Source organism: Bradyrhizobium sp. SZCCHNS30572 (assembly GCF_032484415.1).
Classification (GTDB): Bacteria; Pseudomonadota; Alphaproteobacteria; order Rhizobiales; family Xanthobacteraceae; genus Bradyrhizobium.
This window is the reverse complement of sequence record NZ_JAUESY010000001.1, coordinates 967,357-989,086: the sequence shown is the minus strand read 5'-3', so window position 1 is coordinate 989,086 and position 21,730 is coordinate 967,357. Positions and strand designations below refer to the sequence as shown.

Below are 21,730 nucleotides of genomic sequence, written 5' to 3'. Positions count from 1 at the left end.
CAGATCGACCATCGCCTAATAAAGTCGCGAGAAGCGGATCGGAAGCCGCTTCAAACCGCCGACGAAGGATGTCTCGGTCCAGGCCGGCTCGCCAGCAAGTTCGATCCCGTCGACGCGCGAGAGCAGTTCGCGCATGAAGGCGATCATTTCGACCTTGGCGAGATATAGTCCGAGGCAGGCGTGAATGCCGAAACCGAAGCCGACGTGGCGGTTCGGGGTCCGGTCGGCGACGAATGCGAAGGGAGACTCGAAGGCATCCTCATCCCGATTTGCAGAGGGATAGGCCAGCAGCAGATGATCGCCTTGTTTGATGGTCCTGCCGCGCAACGTATAGGTCTCCGTCGCGGTCCGGAAGAAATGCTTCACCGGAGATACCCAGCGCACCATTTCCTCGACAGCGGCAGGAATAAGATCGGGATTTTGCTTCAGCTTTCGCATTTCTCCGGGATTCTCGATCAAGGCGAGCAGACCGCCGGAGAGAGTTGCGCTGATCGTGTCGTGACCAGCACTGGCGAGCGCCACATAATAGGACGAGGTCTCGAACTCGCCTATCGGCTCGCCGTCGACCTCGGCCGTCGCAATGATGCTCGCGAGGTCGTCGGTGGGGTTCCGCCGTCGTTCCCGCGCCACTTCCTTGAAGAAGTTCACATAGGCGAAGGTGGCATCGATCAGGTCGTTGCCGCGCTGCACCTCCGCATCGCCACCGCCGAAATAAGCTCGAGTGATATCGAGCAATCGCGGGCCATGCTCATCCGGGATTCCGAGAATCAGCATGATGACCCTGAGCGGATACCACCCTGCGACATCTTTATAGAAGTCGCACTCGGTCCCCTTTCCAAGCATCTGGTCGACACTGGTCCGTGCGATCACGGCGATCCTGTCTTCCAGATGGCGCACTTCACGCGGCTGAAACCAGGCATGCGTAATCTTCTTGTACTTGGCATGGTCCGGATTATCCATCTGATTGATCGCGCGGACCAGCATTGGTCGGCCTGCCATCGCGTCCCGGACCTTTGTCTCGAAATCGATGGACAACAGCTTGGTGCGGGGCGCGTTGATGAACTTCTCGTTCTGCCGTTCGATCTCGATGACGTCCTGATGCTTGCTGATGGTCCAGAACGGACGGAAGCCCGGAGGTTCAGTCCAATGTACGGGATCCTGCTTGCGAAGGGTCGAGAACAGGGCATGCTGCCTGTCGAGAGCCCCGTAGGTTTCGTGGTCGACGATCGCTTGGTCTAAACTCGTTTCTTGCATCGCGTCCTCCCCTCGCTTCTTGTTCAGTTCATCCGCAGCACTGGCTTGACGGTTGCGCCGGCTTCCATGTCTTCGACCGCCTGGTTTATCTTTTCGAACGGATAGAAGCTGACGATCCTGTCGAGCGGCAGCCGCCCCTGGCGGAAAAAATCAACGAGCCTCGGCAGGAAGATCGTGGGCACGGCATCACCCTCGACGACGCCCCGGACCGTCAGACCTCCGCCGACCAGAACGCTTGCCTCCACGGGAAACCGCGTCCCGCGCGGCGGCGCGGCCACCTGGGCGGATGAGCCCCGCTGCCGCAGGCACGCGATCGAAGCGGCGACCACCTCGGGCACGCCCGTGGTGTCGAGCGAGTGATCGACGCCGCGGCCACGGCCGAGCGCGGCAACGGCCTTGGCCAGATCGGGTGTCCGGCCATCCACGATGTGGGTTGCTCCGATGTCACGCGCACGGGCAAGACGTTCATCGCGGATGTCGACGGCAACGATCGTGCCGCAGCCCGCCAGCTTGGCGGCCATGATCGCCGCCATCCCGACCGCGCCGACGCCGAACACGGCGATCGACGCACCAGCCCGAGGGGTCAGCACGTTCATTACCGCACCCGCGCCGGTCTGGATCCCGCAGCCCATCGGCGCGAGCAGCGCGAGCGGCAGATCGTTGCCGACCTTCACCACGTTTCGGGCCGTGGCAATGGCATGGGTTGCGAACGCCGATTGCGCAAAGAAGTAGCCGCTAAGCTCAGCGCCGCGGTAGCGGAGGCCTGAGCCACCGCGCCGCTGACCGAACAGGTTGATCATCCCGAACTCATCACAATAGCCGGGCGCGCCGAGTTGGCACTGTCCGCATGCGCCGCACGAGCCAAAGCTCATCAGCACGTGATCGCCCTCGGCCAGCCCGACCACGCCCGGACCGACGCGTTCGATCACGCCCGCGCCCTCATGACCGAGAATTTTGGGGAGCGGCACGGGGAGGTGCTGCAGTTTCACCGCGAGATCGGTATGGCAGATGCCGCAAGCCTCGACCCGTACGAGCAGCTCTCCGGGCGCAAGATCATCCGACAGATCGCAGCTGATCAGTTCGAACGGTCGCTCCGGCGCAACTGCAACTGCGGCTGTGATCTTCATGCTCGTCTTCTCCGTTACAGATTGCGCAGTGCCGTCAAATCATGCGGAAGCGAGATGTAGGGGATGGATCAACGGAGTTGGAAGCGGATCGGGAGGCGCTTGGGCCCGTTGACGAACCAGGACACGGTCGTTGCTCCTTCGCCGTCGAGCTCAACGCAGGAAATCCGCTGCAACAATTCTTCGAAGAGGATCCGCATCTCGAGCTTGGCAAGATATTGCCCCAGACACAGATGGGCTCCGTAGCCGAAGGCGAGATGGCGGTTCGGCGAGCGATCGATCCGAAACGTGTCGGGATCCTGGAAGACGGCCTCGTCGCGATTCGCAGAGGCGTAGCACAGCATGAGCCAATCGCCGCGCCTGATGGAGCGGCCGTCCAGTTCGGTGTCCTCGGCGGCCGTGCGCATGAAATGCTTGACCGGCGTGGTCCAGCGGATCGCCTCGTCGACGAAGCCGGGGATCAGGCCAGGATCGGCTTTCAGCCTTTCGAACTGCTGCGGATGTTCGCAAAGCGCCCACATCCCGCCTGCACTCGAGGACGATGTGGTGTCGTGGCCGGCGGTCGCGATGGTCACGAAATAGCTGAGCGCATCCAGGTCCGAGATCGATTCGCCGTCGATCTGCGCGTTGGCGATGACGCTTGCAAGATCATCGGACGGGTTGGCGCGCCGGTCCGCAACCACAGACGAGAAGAACTCGCCGAACTCCAATACGACATCCGATAGAGCCGTGGCACCGTCGTTTCGACCCTTGCGCGCGTTATCCGGGTCCTTGGTGCCGAAGAACTCCTGCGTCAAGCGCAACATCTTGGGCTCATGATCCGGATCGACGCCCAGAATCGCCATGACCACCCGCAGCGGAAACCCGAGCGCGATTTCGGACACGAAGTCGCAATGCTGGCCGGACGCGGTGAGGCGGTCCGCATAGCTTCTTGCGATGTCGCGAATCCTGCCTTCGATCGAACGCAGATTACCCGGCGTGAACCATTTCTGCGTCAATGCACGGAACTTGGGATGATCGGGAGCATCCATCTGCACCAGGGTGCGGAGGAGGCCGTTGCCCCCCGTCGCCGCCTCGATCTTGGCTTCGGCTTTGCTGCTCAGCAACGCCACCGGGCGATCACTGCTGCGAAACAGCTGGCTCTGCTGGCTAATGGTCTGAATGTCCGCGTGGCGCGTCACGACCCAGAAAGGGTTGAACCCGCGCGGACTGGCCTTCCCGAGCGGTTGATTGACGCGCAGCCAGCGATAGGCATCGAAGATGCGTTGAGTGCCGTAGGCTGAAGGGTCCGTCAGCACGGCGACGATGTTGTCGGGGATTGGAAAATTCGCAGCGCTCAACCCCGGTCCCTCCTTCATGTCGCAGTGCTCGCGGGTTCAGGAAGGAAGCCCAGCGGCAGGCGATCGACGACTTCGACATTCCTGATGCGCCGTCGCGGCTACTCGGCTGCCGCGACGATCCTCTCTTCCGCGCCTCGAAGAACTTTGCCCTCGCGCAGCGCCGCGATCTCCTGCGGGCTCAGTCCCAAAAGGCTCTGCAACAACCTTGGCCCATCCTCGCCGAGCGCAGGCACCTTGTTCCGGACATTGGCCGCGCTCTGCGCGAACCGGAATGCGGGGTTTGGAATGAGCAGCGGCCCGGCGCCGTCATCGATCTCCTCAAAGACGCCGCGCTCCTGGATAGGCGGCAGCGCCATCGTCTCACGGATGGTCCGGTATTGAGAACACGGCACGCCGGCTTCGGTTAGGGTCGCCTCGCATTCCGCTGAAGCTCGCGATGCCGCCCAGCCGTCGAGCAGGTTCATCAATTCGGACCAGTGATGCTCGCGGGCGCTGCTGGTTGCGAAGCGCGCATCGGTGATCCATTCCGGATGACCGACGCCGCGCGCCAAAGCCTCGAAGTTGTTCTGGCTCACGGGGGCGACGAGCAGGAAGCCATCGCTCGCCTGCGTGGGTCGATAGACCGGCCGGCGGCGCTCGGCCGGGAATTGCGCTTCCTGGCACTCGTACACCAGCATGCCGACCATGGCGTCGAGCAGCGATACGTCGATATAGTCGCCCTGCCCGGTCTTGAGCGTCCGAAACAGTGCGGCTTGAATGGCTCCGAATGCCGTCGAGCCACCGAGAACATCAGCGATGAAGATTCCGTTCTTCAGCGGACGCTCGACATTCCCCTCCTGATAGTCGAGGTTCGCCATGTCGTAGCCCGAGGTTGCGTGCAGCACCGGCGCATACGCGCTCCGTCCGGACCACGAGCCCTCCTGGCCGAACCCCGAGATCGAGCAGTACACGAGCTTGGGATTGATCTTCGCAAGGGTTTCGTAGTCCAGCGCGAGCCGCTGCATGACGCCGGGGCGGTAGTTCTCCACGAGCACATCGCACCGGGGCACCAGATCGTAGATCAGCTTGCGGGCCGCGGGCTGCTTGAGATCCAGGGCGATGCTGCTCTTGCCGGCATTGAGCTGGGAGAAATAGGCGCTTCGCCCATCCCGCAGCGGCGGACGCAACCGGATGTGATCGCCCTCCGGGGGCTCCACCTTGATTACTTCTGCGCCCATGTCCGCCATCAACCGCGTGCAATAAGGGCCGGACATCATCGCGGTGAAGTCGAGGACGCGGATTCCGTCGAGGATTCCTGGCCGGGCCGGTCCGATTGCCATATCGACGCTCATTTCAGATTGGTTTCTGATACGGCAAGCGCCGCCAGCCGGCTGCCACCGATCGTATCGAGATAAACGCTGGACGAGGCGCTCCGCACGTAGCGATCGAGATAGGCGCTGAATGTCTCGGCACTGGCGCTGCTCTTCACATAGTCCTTCAGATGCGCTTCATCGGAGCGATAGAGCGAAGGTGAAGCGGTCGGATGCGCGCCGAATGGCGCCTCGACGACCGCGTCGACCATGGCGCTCGGCAGCTTGGTCAGATGATTGCTGCGCCTGATCGTGTCGGTCGACACGATGCGATCGACCGAGACGATGACCCGCCGGGACGCCTGGGCGATCATCGCGTCGAAGAACGGCGGCCCAAGGTGCTGAACGTTGCCGTGCTCGTCGGCTTGCTGCGCGTGCAGCAGGCAGACATCCGGCTTGACGGCCGCGACGGCGAGCATCCTGCGCTCGCCAGGCTTGGACGGGAGCGGCCAATAATGCTCCGGCGCAAATTTCGGCAGGTCGGTGCAGAGGTCCGGCACGGGCATGTAGGGCAAATCGCAAATTCCCGCGCGCAATCCGCCCGCAATAGCAGGACCGTCCAGATCGTAGACCTTGAGCGTGCCGTTCTCCGATTGACGACGGAAATGCGGCGCCAGACCGAACTGCTCAAAGCTGATGAAGACGCAGACGGTGGAGGCAACACATCCCGCACCGATCAGCATGTCCGGCGCGATCGAGCCGGGCGCAGGGATCAAATGCAGGTCGCGAGCTCCTTTGCGGATCAACGCGCGTACGAGCGCCATCGGCTGCGAATTGAATATCCAACCGCCAAGGGCAACTTTGGCTCCGTCCGGGATCTCGGCTACGGCCTCATCGACGGAAACGATCTTGCTCTTTGTCATGGGACTTCGGCTTGCCTGTCAGTCTGATGGAAGGAGATCCGCCGCACGGTCAGGGAAACTTGCGCCGGAGATCGCCGCGCCGATCGACATGTTCGCGCAGCAGCGCGAGCTCCTGATCGGTGGGCATGGTCGTCACAGGGGGCATGCCCTCGACGACGATGTCGAAGGCCGTGGAGTCGCGGATCTGCTCGAGCGTCACGCCGGGGCTGATCGACCTCACGCGCATGGCCTTGCTGTCCGGCACGAAATCGAAAACTCCAAGCGGGGACAGCACCAGTCTGGGGCCGCCAGGCGGCAATCCCGTGCGCTCGCGGGAATCACCGCCTTCCATGTGACCGGCTCCGCACAGGAAATCGACCCGCGGCACGAACGCGCTGCGGTCGTGACGCGTCAGGCACACATAGAACCGCTTGGCGAGACCGCAAAGCGCACTGATGCCGACGGTTCCCGGCCCGCGTACGCGCGGCTTACGCTGATCACCGACCACCACCGTGTTGATGTTGCCGAAGCGGTCGACCTGCAGCGCCGACAGGATGGCGAAATCGAAGAAGTGGATCTTCCAGTCGATGAAGTCGATCATGACCGGCAGATCCATCCAGGACTCCGCCGACTCGAGGTTCTCGTAGTCGGCCGTCGACAGCAGATGATCGCGCGTCGGATTGACCATTCCGCCCGGACCGGAGATCCACCACAAGCGCGGCGCCTGCAGGCGGCGCGCGAGATTGCAGGCGGCAAGCTGAATGTCGGAATTGGTTCCGATGATGACCTTCTCGCCATCGGCGATATCGCGCGCCAGCAACACCGCCAGCGTCTCTCCGAGGGAGGGATTTGCAGCCATTTGTCCGCGACCTATTGGTTGAACCATTGGCAATTTAGCGAGGGTCGGATGCCGTGTCAACGGACCCACGGCCGGCGGCGACGAGACCGCGCGGATTCGTGCCGGACAATTCGGACGTGATCGGGGGTCGGCCAGCCACGCGTGTCCGCATGCCATCCGGAGTGGACGCATCGGCTGCTCGACAGACGAGGGTCGCGTTGCGCAGTAAGTGGATTTAGCGCTGGGCGGCCGGCGGAGACCGGCGGGCGCGTGGAGCGGCCTTGGTAGCCGACACACCTGACACACCTTCCGCGGCCTGAATGCGCGACATATAGCTTCGCTGCAGCCGCTTCAGGCAGGATTCCATCTCGGCCACGGCAGCTTCAGCGTCGCCTGCAGCAAAATGATCCATGAAGCGGCGCCGCGACGGCAACACGAAGCTGTTGTCATACTCGCCGATCCGCTGCACGAAATGAGTGAGCACATCGAGCACCCCGTTCATGACGATGACCATGATCGGATTGTCCGTGAGACGCGCTAGCATTCTGTGGAATTCGATGTGCCTCTCCGCGCGGCCTGCGAAGTCGCCCCGGCGGCGCGCTTCCTGCGCTTCATCGATATTACGGTTCAGCATCTCGATGTCTGCGGCCGTTGCGCGCCGGCACGCTTCTCGGACAACGACCGATTCGAGCCAGATGCGGGCCTCGGTCAACTGTGCGGGCTGGATGGTACCGACGTGGTACATGTCCATCAACCCGGTCGCGATGGCTTCGCCGCTGTGCTGGCTGATGAATGCGCCCCCGCGGGCGCCCTTCTGCAGGCGGATGAGACCGGCATGCTCGAGCGAACGCAAGGCCTCACGAAGGGTATTGCGAGAGACGCCAAATTGCTCCGACAGCGCACGCTCGGAAGGCAGACGGTTGCCGACCGTAAGTCTGCCGGAGGAAAGCTCCGTTCGGATCTGAGCGGCAATCTCATCGAACGCGCGGGACGATTTAATTCGTTGGAACTGCGCAATCGGCGCAGCCTCTGCGTTGGATTTGGCCGGCAATTGTGAAGCGCTCATATCCACCCGATGGTTCGAAGCTGCAAGGAAATATAGGCGAAGCTGACGATTCTCGCCATAGCGCGTTGGCGTTGACCCAGACTTCTCACAAATGTAGAATGGTAGGACCAAACGGGGAGTAGCCACCAGAATGCTGCGGGAGTTGCCGTCGGACGAGGATCGCCGGATCCTGCAAGAAGCCGTCCGGGGATTCTTCGAGGACTTGTGGGACAAGGCTGCTCAGGTGCCCCCAAGGCTCTGGAAGCAACTGGCCGCTCAGGGCTTGACCCAGATTGCGGCCTCTCCCGCCGAAGGCGGCTTGCGCGAGATCGTGCTGGTCCAGGAAGAGGCCGGCCGTGCCAGCTGCCGTGCACCGCTCGCGGATGCAGCCTTGATCAACCTCATGCAGCTTCGAGCCCGCGGCGATGCCCACGCTCTCAGTTCGCTTGTAGATGACCTCCGTAGCGGTGACGCGGTAGTCGCCGTGTCTTTCGCAGGCTTCGATCATGAGGGAGCCGCAGGTTGGGCGAAAATGGAAGCAGGCCGCCTGATTGCGGACTTGGGCTTCGTCGAATCCGCCGACATCGTTACGCATCTGGCCATATTCGTGCCCGGCCCAGCTCTGGCCATCATCAACACCAGCGAAGGTGTCGCCGCTGAGCCGAGCCCGATGATGGGAAAGGCTGGTTGGTGGCGGGTACGGATCGATGCGGTTCCAGTCGTCCTGGTGCCGTCCACGGCTGCCGAGGTCCGAGACCTGCTCACAGTCGCGGCCGTGGCGGAGACCGCGCGGGCGTTCGGTGCAGCCCAGCGCGCATTCGAGCAGGCCGTTGCCTATGCCGGCGAACGTCGGCAGTTCGGGCAACCCATCGGGCGCTTCCAGGCCATTCAGCACAAGCTCGCGAACTGCCACATCGCCTTGCGCGCGGTTCAGCTCACGATCGCGAATGCCGCAGCTCAATATGACTTGGAAGCCGCGCAATGGCGCTGGTTCGCAGCCGCAGCCCTGGCGACGGCTAGCGGTTCTCTTCGCCAGGTGTCGCTCGAGACCCAGCACGCCTTCGGCGCGATTGGCTATAGCGAGGAGCATGAGGCTCCGCGGCACTTCCGACAGGTCCATGTCAGCATGCTTCGCCATGGCGGCCAACGCCCGCCGGCCGAACGACTCGCGAGCCATTTTCTCGACGGGGACGGGAAAATCCGGTTTCCGGACTACGATCTGGGACCGGCCGGCAATGCCTTCCGCCGTGAGGTGCGAGCCTGGCTCGACGCGTATTGGTCGGGCGAGCGCCGTGCGCGGCACGAGCAGCTCTCCTTTCGCGAACGCGAATATGACCGCGAGTTCGCCAGGGCGCTCGGCATGACCGGCTGGATCGGACTGAATTGGCCGAAGCGGTTCGGCGGACAGGAGCGTGGCGCCTTCGAGCAGATCGCCTTCATGGAGGAGATGGAGCACGCCGAAGCCCCGCGTGCCGGCGCGCCCGTGCAGGCGGCCATGCTTCAGGTCTACGGCACGCCGGAGCAGCAGCAGCGCTACCTGCCGGAAATCCTGCGCGGGGAGGCCATCTACGGCATGGGCTACAGCGAGCCCCAGGCTGGCTCCGATCTCGCGTCGCTGAAGACGCGCGCGGTCCGCGACGGCGAGCACTATGTGATCAACGGACAGAAGATCTGGACCACGACCTATTGGGGCGAGTATATGCTGCTCGCGACCCGGACCGATCCGAACGCGACCCCGCCTCATGCGGGCATCACGATGTTCATCGTTCCGATGACGACGCCCGGGATTGCGATCCGCCCCTCAGAGACGATGTATGGCGGCACCTTCGCCAACATCTTCTATGACGACGTGCGGGTACCTGCCGAAAATCGGATCGGTGCCGAGGGGGAAGGATGGAAGGTCCTGACCGGGGCATTGGCGACCGAACGCGGCTTCATCGGCGGCGGCATCGTCTTGAAGGTCGCCCACATGTTCGAACTGCTGTGCGAGCATCTCCGGACCGCCAAGCGCCACGGCATCCCGATGCGGCACGATCCGCTCGTGCGCGCCAGGATCGGCGCGCTCGCGGCCGAGATCGAAGCCGGGCGGCGCATGATGGTCTATTGTGCCGAGCAGGTGGACAAGGGCGAGACGCCCCCGGACGAGGCTGCCGTTAGCAAGGTCTATTCCGGCGAACTGATGGAGCGTTTCGGCGAGACCGCGCTGGACCTGCTGGGGCCGGAGGCGCTGCTCAGCGAACACAGCCCAGGCGCGGTCCTGCGCGGGCGCATTGAACAGATGCTCCGGCATTCGCTGATGTGGGTCATCAGCATCGGCACCAACGAAATCCAGCGCAGCCTGATCGCCCAACGCGGGCTGGGACTGCCGCGATAGCTGTTTGCCCCGGGAGGTGACATGACCACGACAGGCCGTCCGCAGCTTCCGCCGCCGCGCCCGAGAACGCCTGGCGCGCCCTCCGCGCTTCAAGGATTGCGTGTCATCGACTTCTCGCACTTCATCGCGGGACCCATGTGCACGCTCTTTCTAGCGGATATGGGCGCCGACGTGATCAAGATCGAGAACGCGGCGAACGGGGACGATTTTCGTCGTTTCCAACCTCACCTCGGCGGTGAAGGCGTGCCGTTCCTCTGGGTCAATCGGAACAAGAAAGGCATTGCGCTCGATCTTGCGAGCCAAGCTGCGCAAAAAATCGCAATTGAACTCGTCGCATCAGCCGATATCCTGGTGGAGAATTTCTCGTGCGGGGTGATGGAACGGTTCGGCCTCGGCTACGATGCGATGCATCAGCTCAACCCTCGCCTGATTTATTGCAGCGTCTCGGCCTATGGCCGCGACGGCGCAATGGCTGATCGTCTGGGCTTCGATCCGGTGATCCAGGCCGAGACCGGCTTCATGTCGATGAACGGTTTTTCGGACCAGCCAGGTGTCCGCACCGGCCCCGCGATCATGGACATCTCCACTGGCATGACGGCCGCGATTGCCGTGCTCGGCGCCTTGACCGCACGCCAGAACACTGGGCTGGGGCAGCGTGTCGAGACAGCGTTGTTCGATACCGCTGCGCTGATGCTGGGCTTTCACGCGATGAACTATCTTGCGACGGGTCGCAATCCGACTCGCGCCGGCAACCGCAGCGCCGATAGCACGCCGACGGGCACCTTCCAGACGGCAGACGGCCCGCTCTATGTCACCTGCGCGAATGATCGAACCTTTCGTCGCCTTGTCACGAACGTGCTGGAGCGGCCTGACCTGGCCGAGGATCCTCGCTTCGTAAGCAACCGCGACCGGATGGCGCATCGCGACGAGTTGACCGCCATCATCGAAGGGATTCTTGCCGGCCACTCCAGCGAACGGTGGGCTGCCAAGATGCAGGCCGCGGGCGTGCCGGCCGGCGTCGTCAGAACGATCGAAGACGCTTTCAGCTCTTTCGAAATGGCCGAGCGTGCGCTCGCGTCGTCCATTCCGCATCCGACAGCAGGCGACATACCGAACATCGGATCCCCATTGCGTTTCAGCGAAACGCCTGTTCTCGACCCGATCGCTGCCCCGACTCTCGGGCAGCATACGACCGAGGTGCTGGAGCACGTTCTCGGTTATGGGCCCGAACGCATTGCTGAACTGAGAACGGCGGGCGCATTCGGATCGTCAGGCTGACCCGCTCTCGCCGACGCGCGATGACGTCCGCTCACATCCGGCCGAAACGTCAATATCCAAGAAAGGGATTGCCGCCGCAGCGTGCTGCGCCCCCGCGCGCGACGGAAAAATAGCGGTCAGATGCGCCGGCCCGTGTCCTTCCAGAAGGGCTCCTTGAGCCGACGCTTGAAGATCTTCCCGCTTTCCTCGCGCGGAAGCGCTCCATGGAAATCGATCCGGCGCGGCACCTTGTATTTCGCGATACGTTCGGCCAAATAGGCGCGAACCTGCTCGGTCGTGAGTTCGCTTCCCGGTTCAGGCTCGATCGCGGCAGCCAGCGACTCGCCGAACTCATCGTCGGGAATGCCGAACACAGCACAATCGCGCACTCCAGGACATTGAATCAGAGCCGATTCGATCTCCGCCGGATAGATATTGACGCCCGCCGAAATCACCATGTCCGACCGCCGATCGCACAGATACAGCCGATCGTTCTTGAGATAGCCGACGTCGCCGACACTGATCAGCCCGTCGCGCTCGACCGATTTTCGCTTGGCCTCGTCGTTGAGGTAGACGAAATCCGCCAGCGAGTCCTGACGAACGTAGATCTCGCCCACCTCGCCCGGCGCGACCGGCTTACCGTTTTCTCCGTACAGCGCAATCCGGGCGCCCGGCGTGAGCCGCCCGACGCTGCCGGGGTGAGCCAGCCAATCGTCCGGCGTGCTCAGCATCACCGCTCCGACCTCCGTTCCGCCATAGGTCTCGTAGATGACCGGCCCCCACCAGTCCATCAGGGCCTGCTTGATCTCCGGCGCACAGGGCGCGCCCGTGTGGATCACCCATCGCAGAGAGCTCACATCGTATCGGCGGCGGGTCTGTTCCGGCAGACGCATCAGGCGGACGAACATGGTGGGAACCATCACCGCATGCGTGATCCTTTCCCGCTCGATCAGCGCCAGCGTTTCTTCCGGCTCGAATTTGGATTGGAACGCGATGATCTCGGCCTGTGCGATGGCCTGACGCAAACAGGCGTTCGGTGACGCATGGTAGAGTGGACCCCCGATCAACACGCGCACGCCGGGCGCGATGCCGTAGACGGCGCGCATCAGCTCTCCATACGCCTTGGCCTGCTCAACCGTCGCAGGCTCGCGCTTCACGCCTTTCGGGTTCCCCGTCGTACCGGACGTGTAGATCAGCGTCGCGCGGCTGCGCGGCGGGGCACCGCTCCAGGGCTGGAAATCCGCCAGCCAAGCCGGCCAGCAGCGGTCCGATCCCACCGGCTCCTCGGCACCTGGTGGAACGCCGAATTGCCGAACGAGCTCGGGCGGCGTCGGTACGCTCAGCACCAGAATGCCGCGCAAGGCCTCCCCGAGTTCGCTGCGCACCGCCGCGAGCAGATCGGCATGAGCCACCAGGACCTTGGGCTTCGCATCCCTGAGGATATAACCGACCTCCTGCGCCCGGCCGTGCCAATTGATCGGCACGCAATAGGCGCCGATCAACGCAGCGGCGTGGGTCGCCTCGACAAAAGCGAAGTCGTTGCGCAGCAGGACCGCAACAGTGTCGCCCTCGGAGACTCCGCAAGCATGCAGCCCGCTGGCCGCACGTGCGGCATTGCTCAGCACCTCTTCGCGCGCGCGAGCCGTTCCATCGAGAAAAATCAGTGGCGATGTCATCATCCCTCTAACAATGTTCTGTCCGGGGCGTGGGAGCACGTTTGGTGAAGCGCTCGACTTCTCGCGGCCGCCTGCCCGATCGTTCTGGAAACCGATCGGCTACTGCGTTGCCAGTTTGCAGTCCGGATTGGGCGCCTCCGGCATCAACTCTTCGGCTTTCATGCGCCGGACGATCTTGAAATAGTCCCACGGGGCCTTTGATTCCTCCGGCGATTTGACCTGGACCAGCAGCATGTCGCGCATCACGCGGCCATCTGCCCGGATCCTGGCCGAAGGGGTCGTGAGGTCCGAGATCGGCAGCTCGTGCATCTTCTTTGCGACCTCCGGTCCGGATGTCGAGCCCGCAGCCTTGACGGCCTTCAGGTAGTGCGTGACCGAGCTATAGACTCCGGCCTGAAGGGCGGACGGCGGTCGTCCCATTTTCTCGCTGAACCGCTTCGCAAAGCTGCGGGTGTTGTCGTCCGTATCCCAGTAAAATGCTGTCGTCGTATAGATGCCTTTCATGCGGTCCAAGCCGAGGCTGTGCACGTCGGAGTCGAACAACATCAGGCTCGCTATGCGCATTCCCTTCTGCAGCAGGCCGAATTCAACAGCGTTCTCGATGAGAAGGACGCCGTCGTGGCCGGCAAAGGACGAGGCAATCGCGTCCGGTCGCGCTTCCTGCGCCGCCAGGAGGAGCGAGGCATAATCCGACGTACCTATCGCCGCGCGCCGCGTGCCGACCAGTTGTCCCCCGGTCTCCTTCACGACGTCGGCAACCGCCCGCTCCATCTGGTGTCCGAAGGAATAGTCGGGCCCGACTACGAACCACTTCTTCACGCCGGACTCGGCTGCGCTCAGAACGGTGGCGCGCGGCAAAACGCTGGTATCGAATGTCCACACGAAGCCTGTCGGCGAGCACGATTTGCCATAGAGATCGATTGTCCCGGCGCCCGAGATGAGGGCGATCTTTCCCTTCGCATGGGCGAGATTCTGGATTCCGAGAGCGATGGTGGACACGGGAACGTCGGCAATCGCGTCAACATGCTCCTCGTCGAACCACCGTCGGGCGATGGTCAGGCCAACGTCCGGCTTCAATTGGTGGTCGGCCGAAACGATCTCGATCGGTCGGCCAAGGACGGTGCCGCCGGCGTCGCTGACCGCCAGCTCCGCGGCAAGGACCGAGCCGCGACCGACCGTATCGGCGATGACGCCCGACATGTCAGTCAAGACACCGATCTTCAGCGGCTCGCCAACCGCCAAACCGCTGCACAGGAACAAGCCCAGTACCGCGGCGACAACTCGTCCTGCCATGACCACTGCCCTCCCCTTTATTGGTTGGACCATTGATACATTGTGACTGTGATGGCCGCAAGCCCTGTTCGGTCCAACGAGTCCTTTGCCAGCCTCCGCCGGACGAGAAGGGAAGAGAGACTCGCTCGCAATCGGCCTATTCCCGGCCTTTGGGCAGGCCGCACCCACAATCGATACGACGCAAGGTTCTCCGCTCCCGGCCCGCCCTCGTCAGGCGCAGAATCGGCGGTCACCGTCGGCCATCTGAACCAGCATGCGCGGTGGAAGAAAGCGGTCGCCGTATTTCGTAGCGAGTTCGGAGGCACGTAGAGCGAACGCCTTCGGGCCAATCATGTCGATGTATTGAAGAGGTCCGCCGGTCCACCGTGGATAACCGATGCCTAGCACCGCACCGATGTTTGCGTCCCGGGAAGATTCGATGACGTTTTCCTCGAGGCAGCGCACGGCTTCGACGGCTTGGATAAAGAGAAAACGGTCGGACAACTCTTCGAGAGGAATTTGTGCCGAACGCGGCGGAAAGTGGTCACGCAAGCCGGGCCAGATTCGTTTCTTGCCACCGGCGGGATATTCATAGAAGCCGCCGCCACCGGCTCGACCGGGCCGCTTCAACCCGTTGACCATTCTGTCGACAACGGCCCAATGTGGATGGGCAGGCGCAGACTTACCCGCGGCCTGGAGGTCAGCGACGGTCTGGAGGCGAACACTCCAAGCCAGCGCAAGAGAGGTTTCATCCATGACGGCGAGAGGGCCGACGGGCATTCCGGCCCAGATCGCCGCGTTTTCGATTGCTGCAGGATCCACGCCCTCGGCCAGCATCGCGCCTGCCTCGCGTGTGAAGGTTCCGAACACGCGGCTCGTGAAGAAGCCGCGGCTGTCATTCACCACGATCGGCGTCTTGTTGATCTGCCGCACGAAGTCGTAGGCCCGGGCCAAGGTCTCCGCCGAGGTCGCTGCTCCCTTGATGATCTCGACGAGCGGCATCCGATCGACCGGCGAGAAGAAATGCAATCCGACGTAGTTCGCCGGTCTAGCCGAGGCTTGTGCGAGCCCCGTGATCGGAAGCGTCGACGTGTTGGACGCAAAAATTCCCCCGTGCGCCAAATATGGCTCGGCCTCCTGAGTGACGCTTCGCTTGAGGTCACGATCTTCTAACACCGCCTCGATGATCAATTCCGATCCTGCGAGATCGCTCGGGCTCCCGGTCGGCTTGATCAAGGCCAGCGCAGCGCTCATGCGATCCGCGGACAGTCGGCCTTTCTCGACCTGTCTCTCAAGTCCGCTCTGGATCTGCGATTTTGCCTTTTCCGCCTGCTCCCGGGTAACGTCCTTCAACACGACGGAGATGTCCCGTTGAGCGGCGACCTGGGCGATGCCACGGCCCATCAGTCCGGCACCCAACACTCCGATTCGCGCGAAACTGGCGTCGGGAATGCCTTCCGGCCGGCTCTTCCTGGCCTTGATTTCGTTCATCTGGAAGAAGGACGTCCGGATCATGTTCTTGGCAACGCTACCAACCGCGACGTTCGCGAGGTAACGGCTCTCGATCCGAGATGCCGTGTCAAAATCGAGGGCAGCCCCTTCGACCGCCGCAGACATCGCGGCTTCCAGGGCCGGGTAACGCAGGCGGTGCTTCTTCATCAGCAGCGTGGGCGCGGTTCGCAGCCAAGCCAGCGGCGCCGCGGCATTGGGCGTCGATCCTGGAATGCGAAAGCCTTTGCTATCCCACGGCTGGCTCGCCTCGGGATTGTCCAAGATCCAACTGCGCGCCTGCGCGAGCAACTCGTCTTTGTCCCGCGCGAGCCCATTCAGCAATTTCAGTTCAAGGGCGCGTTCCGCACCGAAGACTACGCCGTCGAGGACGAGCGGCATCGCAGCTTCGAGCCCCAGCATGCAGACCAGGCGCACGATACCTCCGGCACCCGGAATGAGCCCGAGAGTGGTCTCCGGAAGACCGAGTTGAAGGCCTCCGTCGTTGATGGCGAACCGCGCATGACAGGCGAGGCCGAGCTCGAAACCGCCGCCGAGCGCAGCACCATTGATGGCCGCGACCACGGGCTTTCCCAGCTTCTCCAGCCGACGCATCGTCGCCTTGGTGGCTTCGGCACGGGCAAAGAGCGCCGCGGCGTCATCGGCGGCGAGCAGCCCCTTGAGATCTCCGCCGGCAAAGAACGTCGGCTTGTTCGAGGTGAGGATGACCCCGATGATCATCTCGCGTTCCTGCTCGATCCGCTCAACCGTCCCGCGGTAAGCATCACGGAACGCCTGGGTCATGGTGTTCACGGCCTGACCTGGCATGTCCATGGTCAGCGTGACGATGCCCTGATCATCCCTGGCATAATCGATGGCGGTCATTCCGAATCCCCAATCAAACACGTTCAATGACAGTTGCGACGCCCATGCCGTCAGCTGCGCACAATGTGACAAGGCCCCGCTTCAGCTCGCGCCGCTCCAACTCGTCGAGCAACGTCCCAACCAGCACGCATCCGCTTGCGCCCAACGGATGCCCAAGCGCGATCGCGCCGCCGTTGACGTTGACTTTCGCCAGCGGCACCTTCGTTTCATCCAGGAAGCGCAACACTACGCTCGCAAACGCCTCGTTGACCTCGTAGAGATCAATGTCTTCGAAGCTCAACCCCGCCTTGCGGAGCGCCGCTTCCGCGACCGGTGCAGGCCCAGTGAGCATGATCGTCGGTTCGACGCCGAGCGCGGCCGTCGCGATGATCCGCGCGCGTTGCCTCAGGCCGAGTTCGCTCCCCTTTTCGGCGCTGCCGATCAGCATGAGCGCAGCGCCGTCGACGATGCCCGAGGAATTCCCGGCCGTATGAACGTGCCTGATCTCCTCGACCTGAGGATATTTCGACATTGCGATGGCGTCGAAACCGCCGAACTCGCCCATCTCGGCAAAGGACGGCATGAGCTTCGCCAGCCCCTCCACGGTCGCATCTGCCCTGATTGCCTCGTCCGCCGCAAGCAGGACGACGCCATTGATATCGCGCACCGGCACAAGAGATCCATCGAAGCGGCCTTCGGCGCGCGCTTGCGCCGCCAGTTGTTGCGAGCGCAGCGCGTAGGCATCGACATCCTCGCGCGTCCGACCATCGAGCGTGGCCAGCAAGTCCGCGCTCACACCCTGCGGAATCATCTTTAGCTCGAACGACAACCGCGGCTGATGATCACGCACACTCGGTGCTGCGCCGATGCCCATGCGCGACATCGATTCGACGCCACCGGCGACGATCAAGTCGTCCCACCCGGAACGGATCTTCTGCGCTGCCAGATTCACAGCATCGAGGCCCGAGCCGCAATAACGGTTGAGCTGAAGGCCCGGCCCCGTCCAGGACCATCCAGCGGCGAGCGCGGCGGTCTTGGCGATCACGCCACCCTGCTCGCCATACGGCTGCACGCAGCCGATCAGAACATCGTTGATCAGCGCGGTGTCGATTTCAGTCCGCCGCTCCAGCTCTTGCATCAGCCCGGCCAGGAGTTGAACCGGCCCCACTTCGTACAGCGCGCCGTCCCTCCTTCCCTTGCCTCGCGGCGTGCGGATCGCATCGAAGATAATCGCTTCACTCATTTCTGATTCCTGAAGTCGGTCTGAAAGATGATGTCGGAGCGCCCCCGCGGCAACGCACGGCACCTCGACCATCCGGCACGCGATGGCTTGATCACTGCACCGGGCAGCTCTTCATACGGTACGTGATCGGCAACCGCTTCGGGCCACTGACCAGATTGGCCTCAATCCACGCGGGCTCCCCCGCCAGTTCGATCGAGTCCACCCGAGCAACAATTTCCGTGAACAGCGCTTTCATCTCCATCCGCGCAAGGTTGAGGCCAAGGCACTGGTGCACGCCGTGCCCGAAAGCGATATGGCGGTTGGGCGTCCGATCGACACGGAACGCGAAAGGATCGACGAAAACCTCCTCGTCGCGATTGCCGGATGGAAAGCACATCATGAGCGAATCGCCGGCACGGATCTGCTTGCCCCGAAGCTGATAGTCCTGAGTCGCCGTGCGGAAGAAGTGCTTCACCGGCGAGGTCCAGCGCAACATCTCTTCGACTGCGGAATTCAGCAGCTCCGGCGACTCGCGCAACCGACGGAACTCCGCCGGATGCTCGATCAACGCATGCAATCCACCGGCCATCGCCGAACTTGTCGTATCATGGCCCGCGGTCGCAATGACCAGGTAGTACGAGAGGCTCTCGAAGACTCCGGCCGGATTGCCGCCGACCGACGCATTGGCGATTACCGAGGCGAGATCGTCCTTCGGGTTCCTGCGACGGTCCTCCGCGATAGCGCCGAAGTAAGCAAAAAACTCCTGAGCCGCGACTTGGCGGCTTTGGAAGTTGTTGCTTCCTCCCGACAAATCCTTGTCAGACGAAGCGAGCAGAGCTTGCGTGAACTTGAGCATCTTGGCGTCGTCTTCGCGCGGAACGCCGAGGATCGTCATGATGATCCGCAGCGGGTACCAAAGCGCGACGTCGTTGACGAAATCGCACCGGCCACCGCGCTCGTCCATCAAAGCGACAAACTCTCCGGCAAGATTCTTGATCTCCCCCTCGATCTTGCGCAGGTTCACCGGCATGAACCACGCCTGTGTGATGCCGCGGTAAGCACGATGGTCGGGCTCGTCCATGGTGATGAGCGTCCTGACTAATTTCGCGTTCCCCGCGCGGACTCGTCTTTCTTCCTCCTCGATCGGCACGAGGCTATTACGCGGATCGTTGATGAATTTGTCGTTCTGCCGCTCGATTTCGAGGATGTCGCTGTGCTTCGCGATGGTCCAGAATGGCCGATAGCCGGCAGGTTCTGTCCATCGCACGGGGTCGCTTCGCCGCAGTTCGGCGAAGATTTCGTCGTACTTGCGGGGCGTTCCGTATGTGACAGGGTCTACGACCTGGTCATCGATCCGTTCGACCATCGGTCTCCTCCAGATGTTTGATTATTTTCTGACACCCTAACATCGGCACGAAAATCAAACCTGCCTCACAGCGCCAGGCACGTGACGCACGGTGCCAAGTTTATCTCGCAGCGGCCTGCCCGTCGGTGCGGGACGACGACCATTGCCTGGGCGATTGACCGTACCGTGCCCGAAACACCCGGCTGAAATGCGCGGGGTCGACGAAGCCGACGAGGTACGACACGTCGGTGATGCTCTGAGGTTCCTCCGCGCGATCTCGCAACAATCGCGCAGCTCGCGCGAGACGTAGCTCTTGGACCAACCCCATAGGCGTCTGATTGATCCGGCGGACGAGCCGGTACAGCGAGCGGCGGGACAGGCCGACAGATCGGCCGATGCCGTCGGGGCTGAGATCGGGATTACTCAACTGAACCTCAATGGCCTGTCTCACTTGGTCGATTTTCGCAGCGTTCGGGATGAAGGCGCTCCGTTTGGCAGCGCTCGCAGGCAGACTTGCTTCCACAGCATCCATAAACAGAACTTCCATCGAAGCCTGAACCCGCAAATTCGGCCATTCGGGAGACCCCAGGGCCTCGGAAATCATTGAGAGTGCAACCCGGCTCTCAGCCGACCTCGCGAGGCGGGTTCCGCCAAGCTGAGAGCGCGGCCAATGTTCGCAGTATCGATGACTAACGGTCACCCCGATCGTTCGACTGCCGTCCGGAATCAGAAATGAAGTCGGCACGGAAGCGTCAAAGATGGCCCATTCGCCGGCCCGGAGTTCCGTCGCACGATCAGACTGCTTCACGAATGCGCTTCCGAATCGCTGCAGCAAAATAAAGCAGCTTCCCGTCTCGGTCGGATCGATCGAAAATCCGTACGTGTCGTTGGCGCGGCCCAGTCCAGATGCGGCAACATAGTTGTCAACCAGCAGTGCATCGCCCAGTCGCTCAAGTCGTCCCCACACAGAGAACGAATGCGCCCGCCTCGTGTAGCAGCTTCCCGCGAAGTGCGGCTCGATAGCGGAGTGCCATTCGTCCGGCGACGTGAAGCGCCGGTGCATCGCGGAAATCGAATGGACGGGGCCGTAGGGCATTCTGCTCTCCAGGTCCCAATTATGAATGGTTGAACCTTTGCGTCAAGAGTGTTAGGTAGATGCCAATCAAAAGATCTGGCTGTCATCTGGATGGCCGGCAACAAGTCTGCTTGGCGGCAGGGAGGATCTGGTGGCTGGCGTGTTCCAGGGTCTGAAAGTCATTGACAGCGCCACCTTTGTCGCCGGCCCGGCGGCGGCCGTGATCCTCGCGGACTTCGGTGCGGACGTCGTCAAGATCGAGCCGGTCGGCGCCGGCGATCCGCAGCGGGTCCTCGGTCGTCTTCCTAACCTGCCAAAAGCCGACCATAACTACGCGTGGACAGTTGCCGCGCGCAACAAGCGTACGCTGGGGTTGGACCTCAAGACCGAGACTGGTCGAACCATCCTGGGGCAGCTCGTGCGTTCCGCCGATGTTTTCGTTACCAACCAGTCTCCGGCTTCACGCACTCGGCTCGGGATCAGCTATGAGCAGCTTTCGGAAATCAATCCGCGTCTCGTCTATGCGGCGCTCACCGGCTACGGGGAGACAGGCCCCGAAGCTGAAAGACCGGGCTTCGATGCCCATGCCTATTGGGCTCGATCGGGATTGGCCGATAGCGTACGCCCCGACCCCGAGAGCTCTCCTGCGGCACCCACTATGGGGATGGGCGATCAGCCGACAGCGGTCACCCTCTACGCCGGGATTGTCACGGCGCTCCTTTACCGGGAGCGCACGGGCCGGGGGAGCTGCGTCACGTCATCGCTGCTCGCCAACGGAGTCTGGTCGAATGCGGCATCGATCCAGGCGGTCCTGTGCGGTGGCGAGATCCAGTACCGCCTCCCCCGAAAGGCCACCCGGAACGCTTTGACGTGCTTCTATCGGTGCGCTGACGACCGCTGGTTCATGATCAGTCTGGTGCAGGAGGAACGCGATTGGCCGCGCTTCTGCCACGCAATCGGCCGCTCCGCCTTAATCGAGGACTCACGCTTTTCGGCGCTTGCAACACGGCGCGCCAATGCGGCCGAGCTTGTGGCACTTCTCGACGACCTGTTTGCGAGCCGCATCTCGTCCGATTGGCAACGCATCTTTCAGGCGGCTGACCTGACCGCGGCGATCGTGGCCAAGGCCGGAGATCTGGTCGGCGACGACCAGATGTATCATGCCGGTGCGCTTGTCAGAGCCGAGTGGATGCCGGGGCATGGCGCAATCGTGGACAGCCCGTTCCGAATAAGCGGTATCACGAAGAGGCCCCCAAACCCCGCACCGGAATTGGGCCAGCACAGTGGGGAAATCCTGGAGGAGCTTGGATATTCCGACGAGGACATTGCTCGCCTGAAAGTATCTGGCGTTGTCGGCTGATTGAC

The 21,730-nt window shown here is 62.7% G+C and carries 16 protein-coding genes; 3 read left to right on the top strand and 13 right to left on the bottom strand.

Features of this window, described 5'->3' with window-relative positions:
* Positions 1–15 precede the first annotated feature (15 nt).
* The 7 genes from QX048_RS04870 to QX048_RS04840 all read right to left on the bottom strand — a co-directional run bounded on the left by QX048_RS04870 (position 16) and on the right by QX048_RS04840 (position 7,813).
* Positions 16–1,254 carry a cytochrome P450 gene (locus tag QX048_RS04870; protein ID WP_315754124.1) on the bottom strand — a complete coding sequence of 413 codons (1,239 nt, stop codon included), beginning with the start codon at positions 1,252–1,254 and terminating at the stop codon, positions 16–18.
* A gap of 23 nt (positions 1,255–1,277) precedes the next feature.
* Positions 1,278–2,381, bottom strand: a complete 1,104-nt coding sequence (locus QX048_RS04865; protein WP_315754121.1) for an NAD(P)-dependent alcohol dehydrogenase — start codon at positions 2,379–2,381, stop codon at positions 1,278–1,280.
* A 68-nt stretch (positions 2,382–2,449) separates the two neighbouring features.
* Entirely contained in the window at positions 2,450–3,736 is a 1,287-nt protein-coding gene (locus tag QX048_RS04860) for a cytochrome P450 (protein WP_315754119.1), read from the bottom strand.
* An 80-nt stretch (positions 3,737–3,816) separates the two neighbouring features.
* Positions 3,817–5,049 (bottom strand): CoA transferase, encoded by a 1,233-nt coding sequence (locus QX048_RS04855; RefSeq protein WP_315754117.1) that lies wholly within the window; start codon positions 5,047–5,049, stop codon positions 3,817–3,819.
* On the bottom strand, positions 5,046–5,930 hold the full coding sequence (locus QX048_RS04850) for a CoA transferase subunit A (RefSeq protein WP_315754114.1): 885 nt from the start codon (positions 5,928–5,930) through the stop codon (positions 5,046–5,048). Before QX048_RS04850 ends, QX048_RS04855 begins: the two co-directional genes overlap by 4 nt.
* Before the next feature lie 49 nt (positions 5,931–5,979).
* Positions 5,980–6,768: a CoA-transferase subunit beta gene (locus tag QX048_RS04845; RefSeq protein ID WP_315754112.1), complete on the bottom strand. Its 789-nt coding sequence runs from the start codon at positions 6,766–6,768 to the stop codon at positions 5,980–5,982.
* Between the two features lie 214 nt (positions 6,769–6,982).
* Complete coding sequence (locus QX048_RS04840; RefSeq protein ID WP_315754159.1) at positions 6,983–7,813, bottom strand: FadR/GntR family transcriptional regulator; 831 nt, start codon at positions 7,811–7,813, stop codon at positions 6,983–6,985.
* A gap of 130 nt (positions 7,814–7,943) precedes the next feature.
* Between QX048_RS04840 and QX048_RS04835 the strand changes: the two genes are divergently transcribed.
* Entirely contained in the window at positions 7,944–10,166 is a 2,223-nt protein-coding gene (locus QX048_RS04835) for an acyl-CoA dehydrogenase (protein WP_315754109.1), read from the top strand.
* A gap of 21 nt (positions 10,167–10,187) precedes the next feature.
* Positions 10,188–11,444: a CoA transferase gene (locus QX048_RS04830; RefSeq protein WP_315754106.1), complete on the top strand. Its 1,257-nt coding sequence runs from the start codon at positions 10,188–10,190 to the stop codon at positions 11,442–11,444.
* A gap of 116 nt (positions 11,445–11,560) precedes the next feature.
* Here QX048_RS04830 and QX048_RS04825 read toward each other — a convergent pair whose 3' ends face one another.
* The 6 genes from QX048_RS04825 to QX048_RS04800 all read right to left on the bottom strand — a co-directional run bounded on the left by QX048_RS04825 (position 11,561) and on the right by QX048_RS04800 (position 20,386).
* A complete protein-coding gene (locus QX048_RS04825; protein ID WP_315754104.1) occupies positions 11,561–13,099 on the bottom strand; it encodes an acyl-CoA synthetase in 1,539 nt (512 codons plus the stop codon).
* Between the two features lie 99 nt (positions 13,100–13,198).
* Positions 13,199–14,392, bottom strand: a complete 1,194-nt coding sequence (locus QX048_RS04820) for an ABC transporter substrate-binding protein (protein WP_315754102.1) — start codon at positions 14,390–14,392, stop codon at positions 13,199–13,201.
* Positions 14,393–14,602: 210 nt separating this feature from the next.
* Complete coding sequence (locus QX048_RS04815) at positions 14,603–16,744, bottom strand: 3-hydroxyacyl-CoA dehydrogenase NAD-binding domain-containing protein (protein ID WP_315754100.1); 2,142 nt, start codon at positions 16,742–16,744, stop codon at positions 14,603–14,605.
* Positions 16,745–16,757: 13 nt separating this feature from the next.
* A complete protein-coding gene (locus QX048_RS04810; RefSeq protein ID WP_315754098.1) occupies positions 16,758–17,966 on the bottom strand; it encodes an acetyl-CoA C-acetyltransferase in 1,209 nt (402 codons plus the stop codon).
* A 91-nt stretch (positions 17,967–18,057) separates the two neighbouring features.
* The gene (locus QX048_RS04805) at positions 18,058–19,311 is read right to left on the bottom strand and encodes a cytochrome P450 (RefSeq protein WP_315754096.1); all 1,254 of its coding nucleotides are present in this window, start codon (positions 19,309–19,311) and stop codon (positions 18,058–18,060) included.
* Between the two features lie 100 nt (positions 19,312–19,411).
* Positions 19,412–20,386: a helix-turn-helix domain-containing protein gene (locus QX048_RS04800; protein ID WP_315828351.1), complete on the bottom strand. Its 975-nt coding sequence runs from the start codon at positions 20,384–20,386 to the stop codon at positions 19,412–19,414.
* Between the two features lie 130 nt (positions 20,387–20,516).
* Between QX048_RS04800 and QX048_RS04795 the strand changes: the two genes are divergently transcribed.
* Positions 20,517–21,725 carry a CaiB/BaiF CoA-transferase family protein gene (locus tag QX048_RS04795; protein ID WP_315754092.1) on the top strand — a complete coding sequence of 403 codons (1,209 nt, stop codon included), beginning with the start codon at positions 20,517–20,519 and terminating at the stop codon, positions 21,723–21,725.
* Positions 21,726–21,730: the final 5 nt, after the last annotated feature.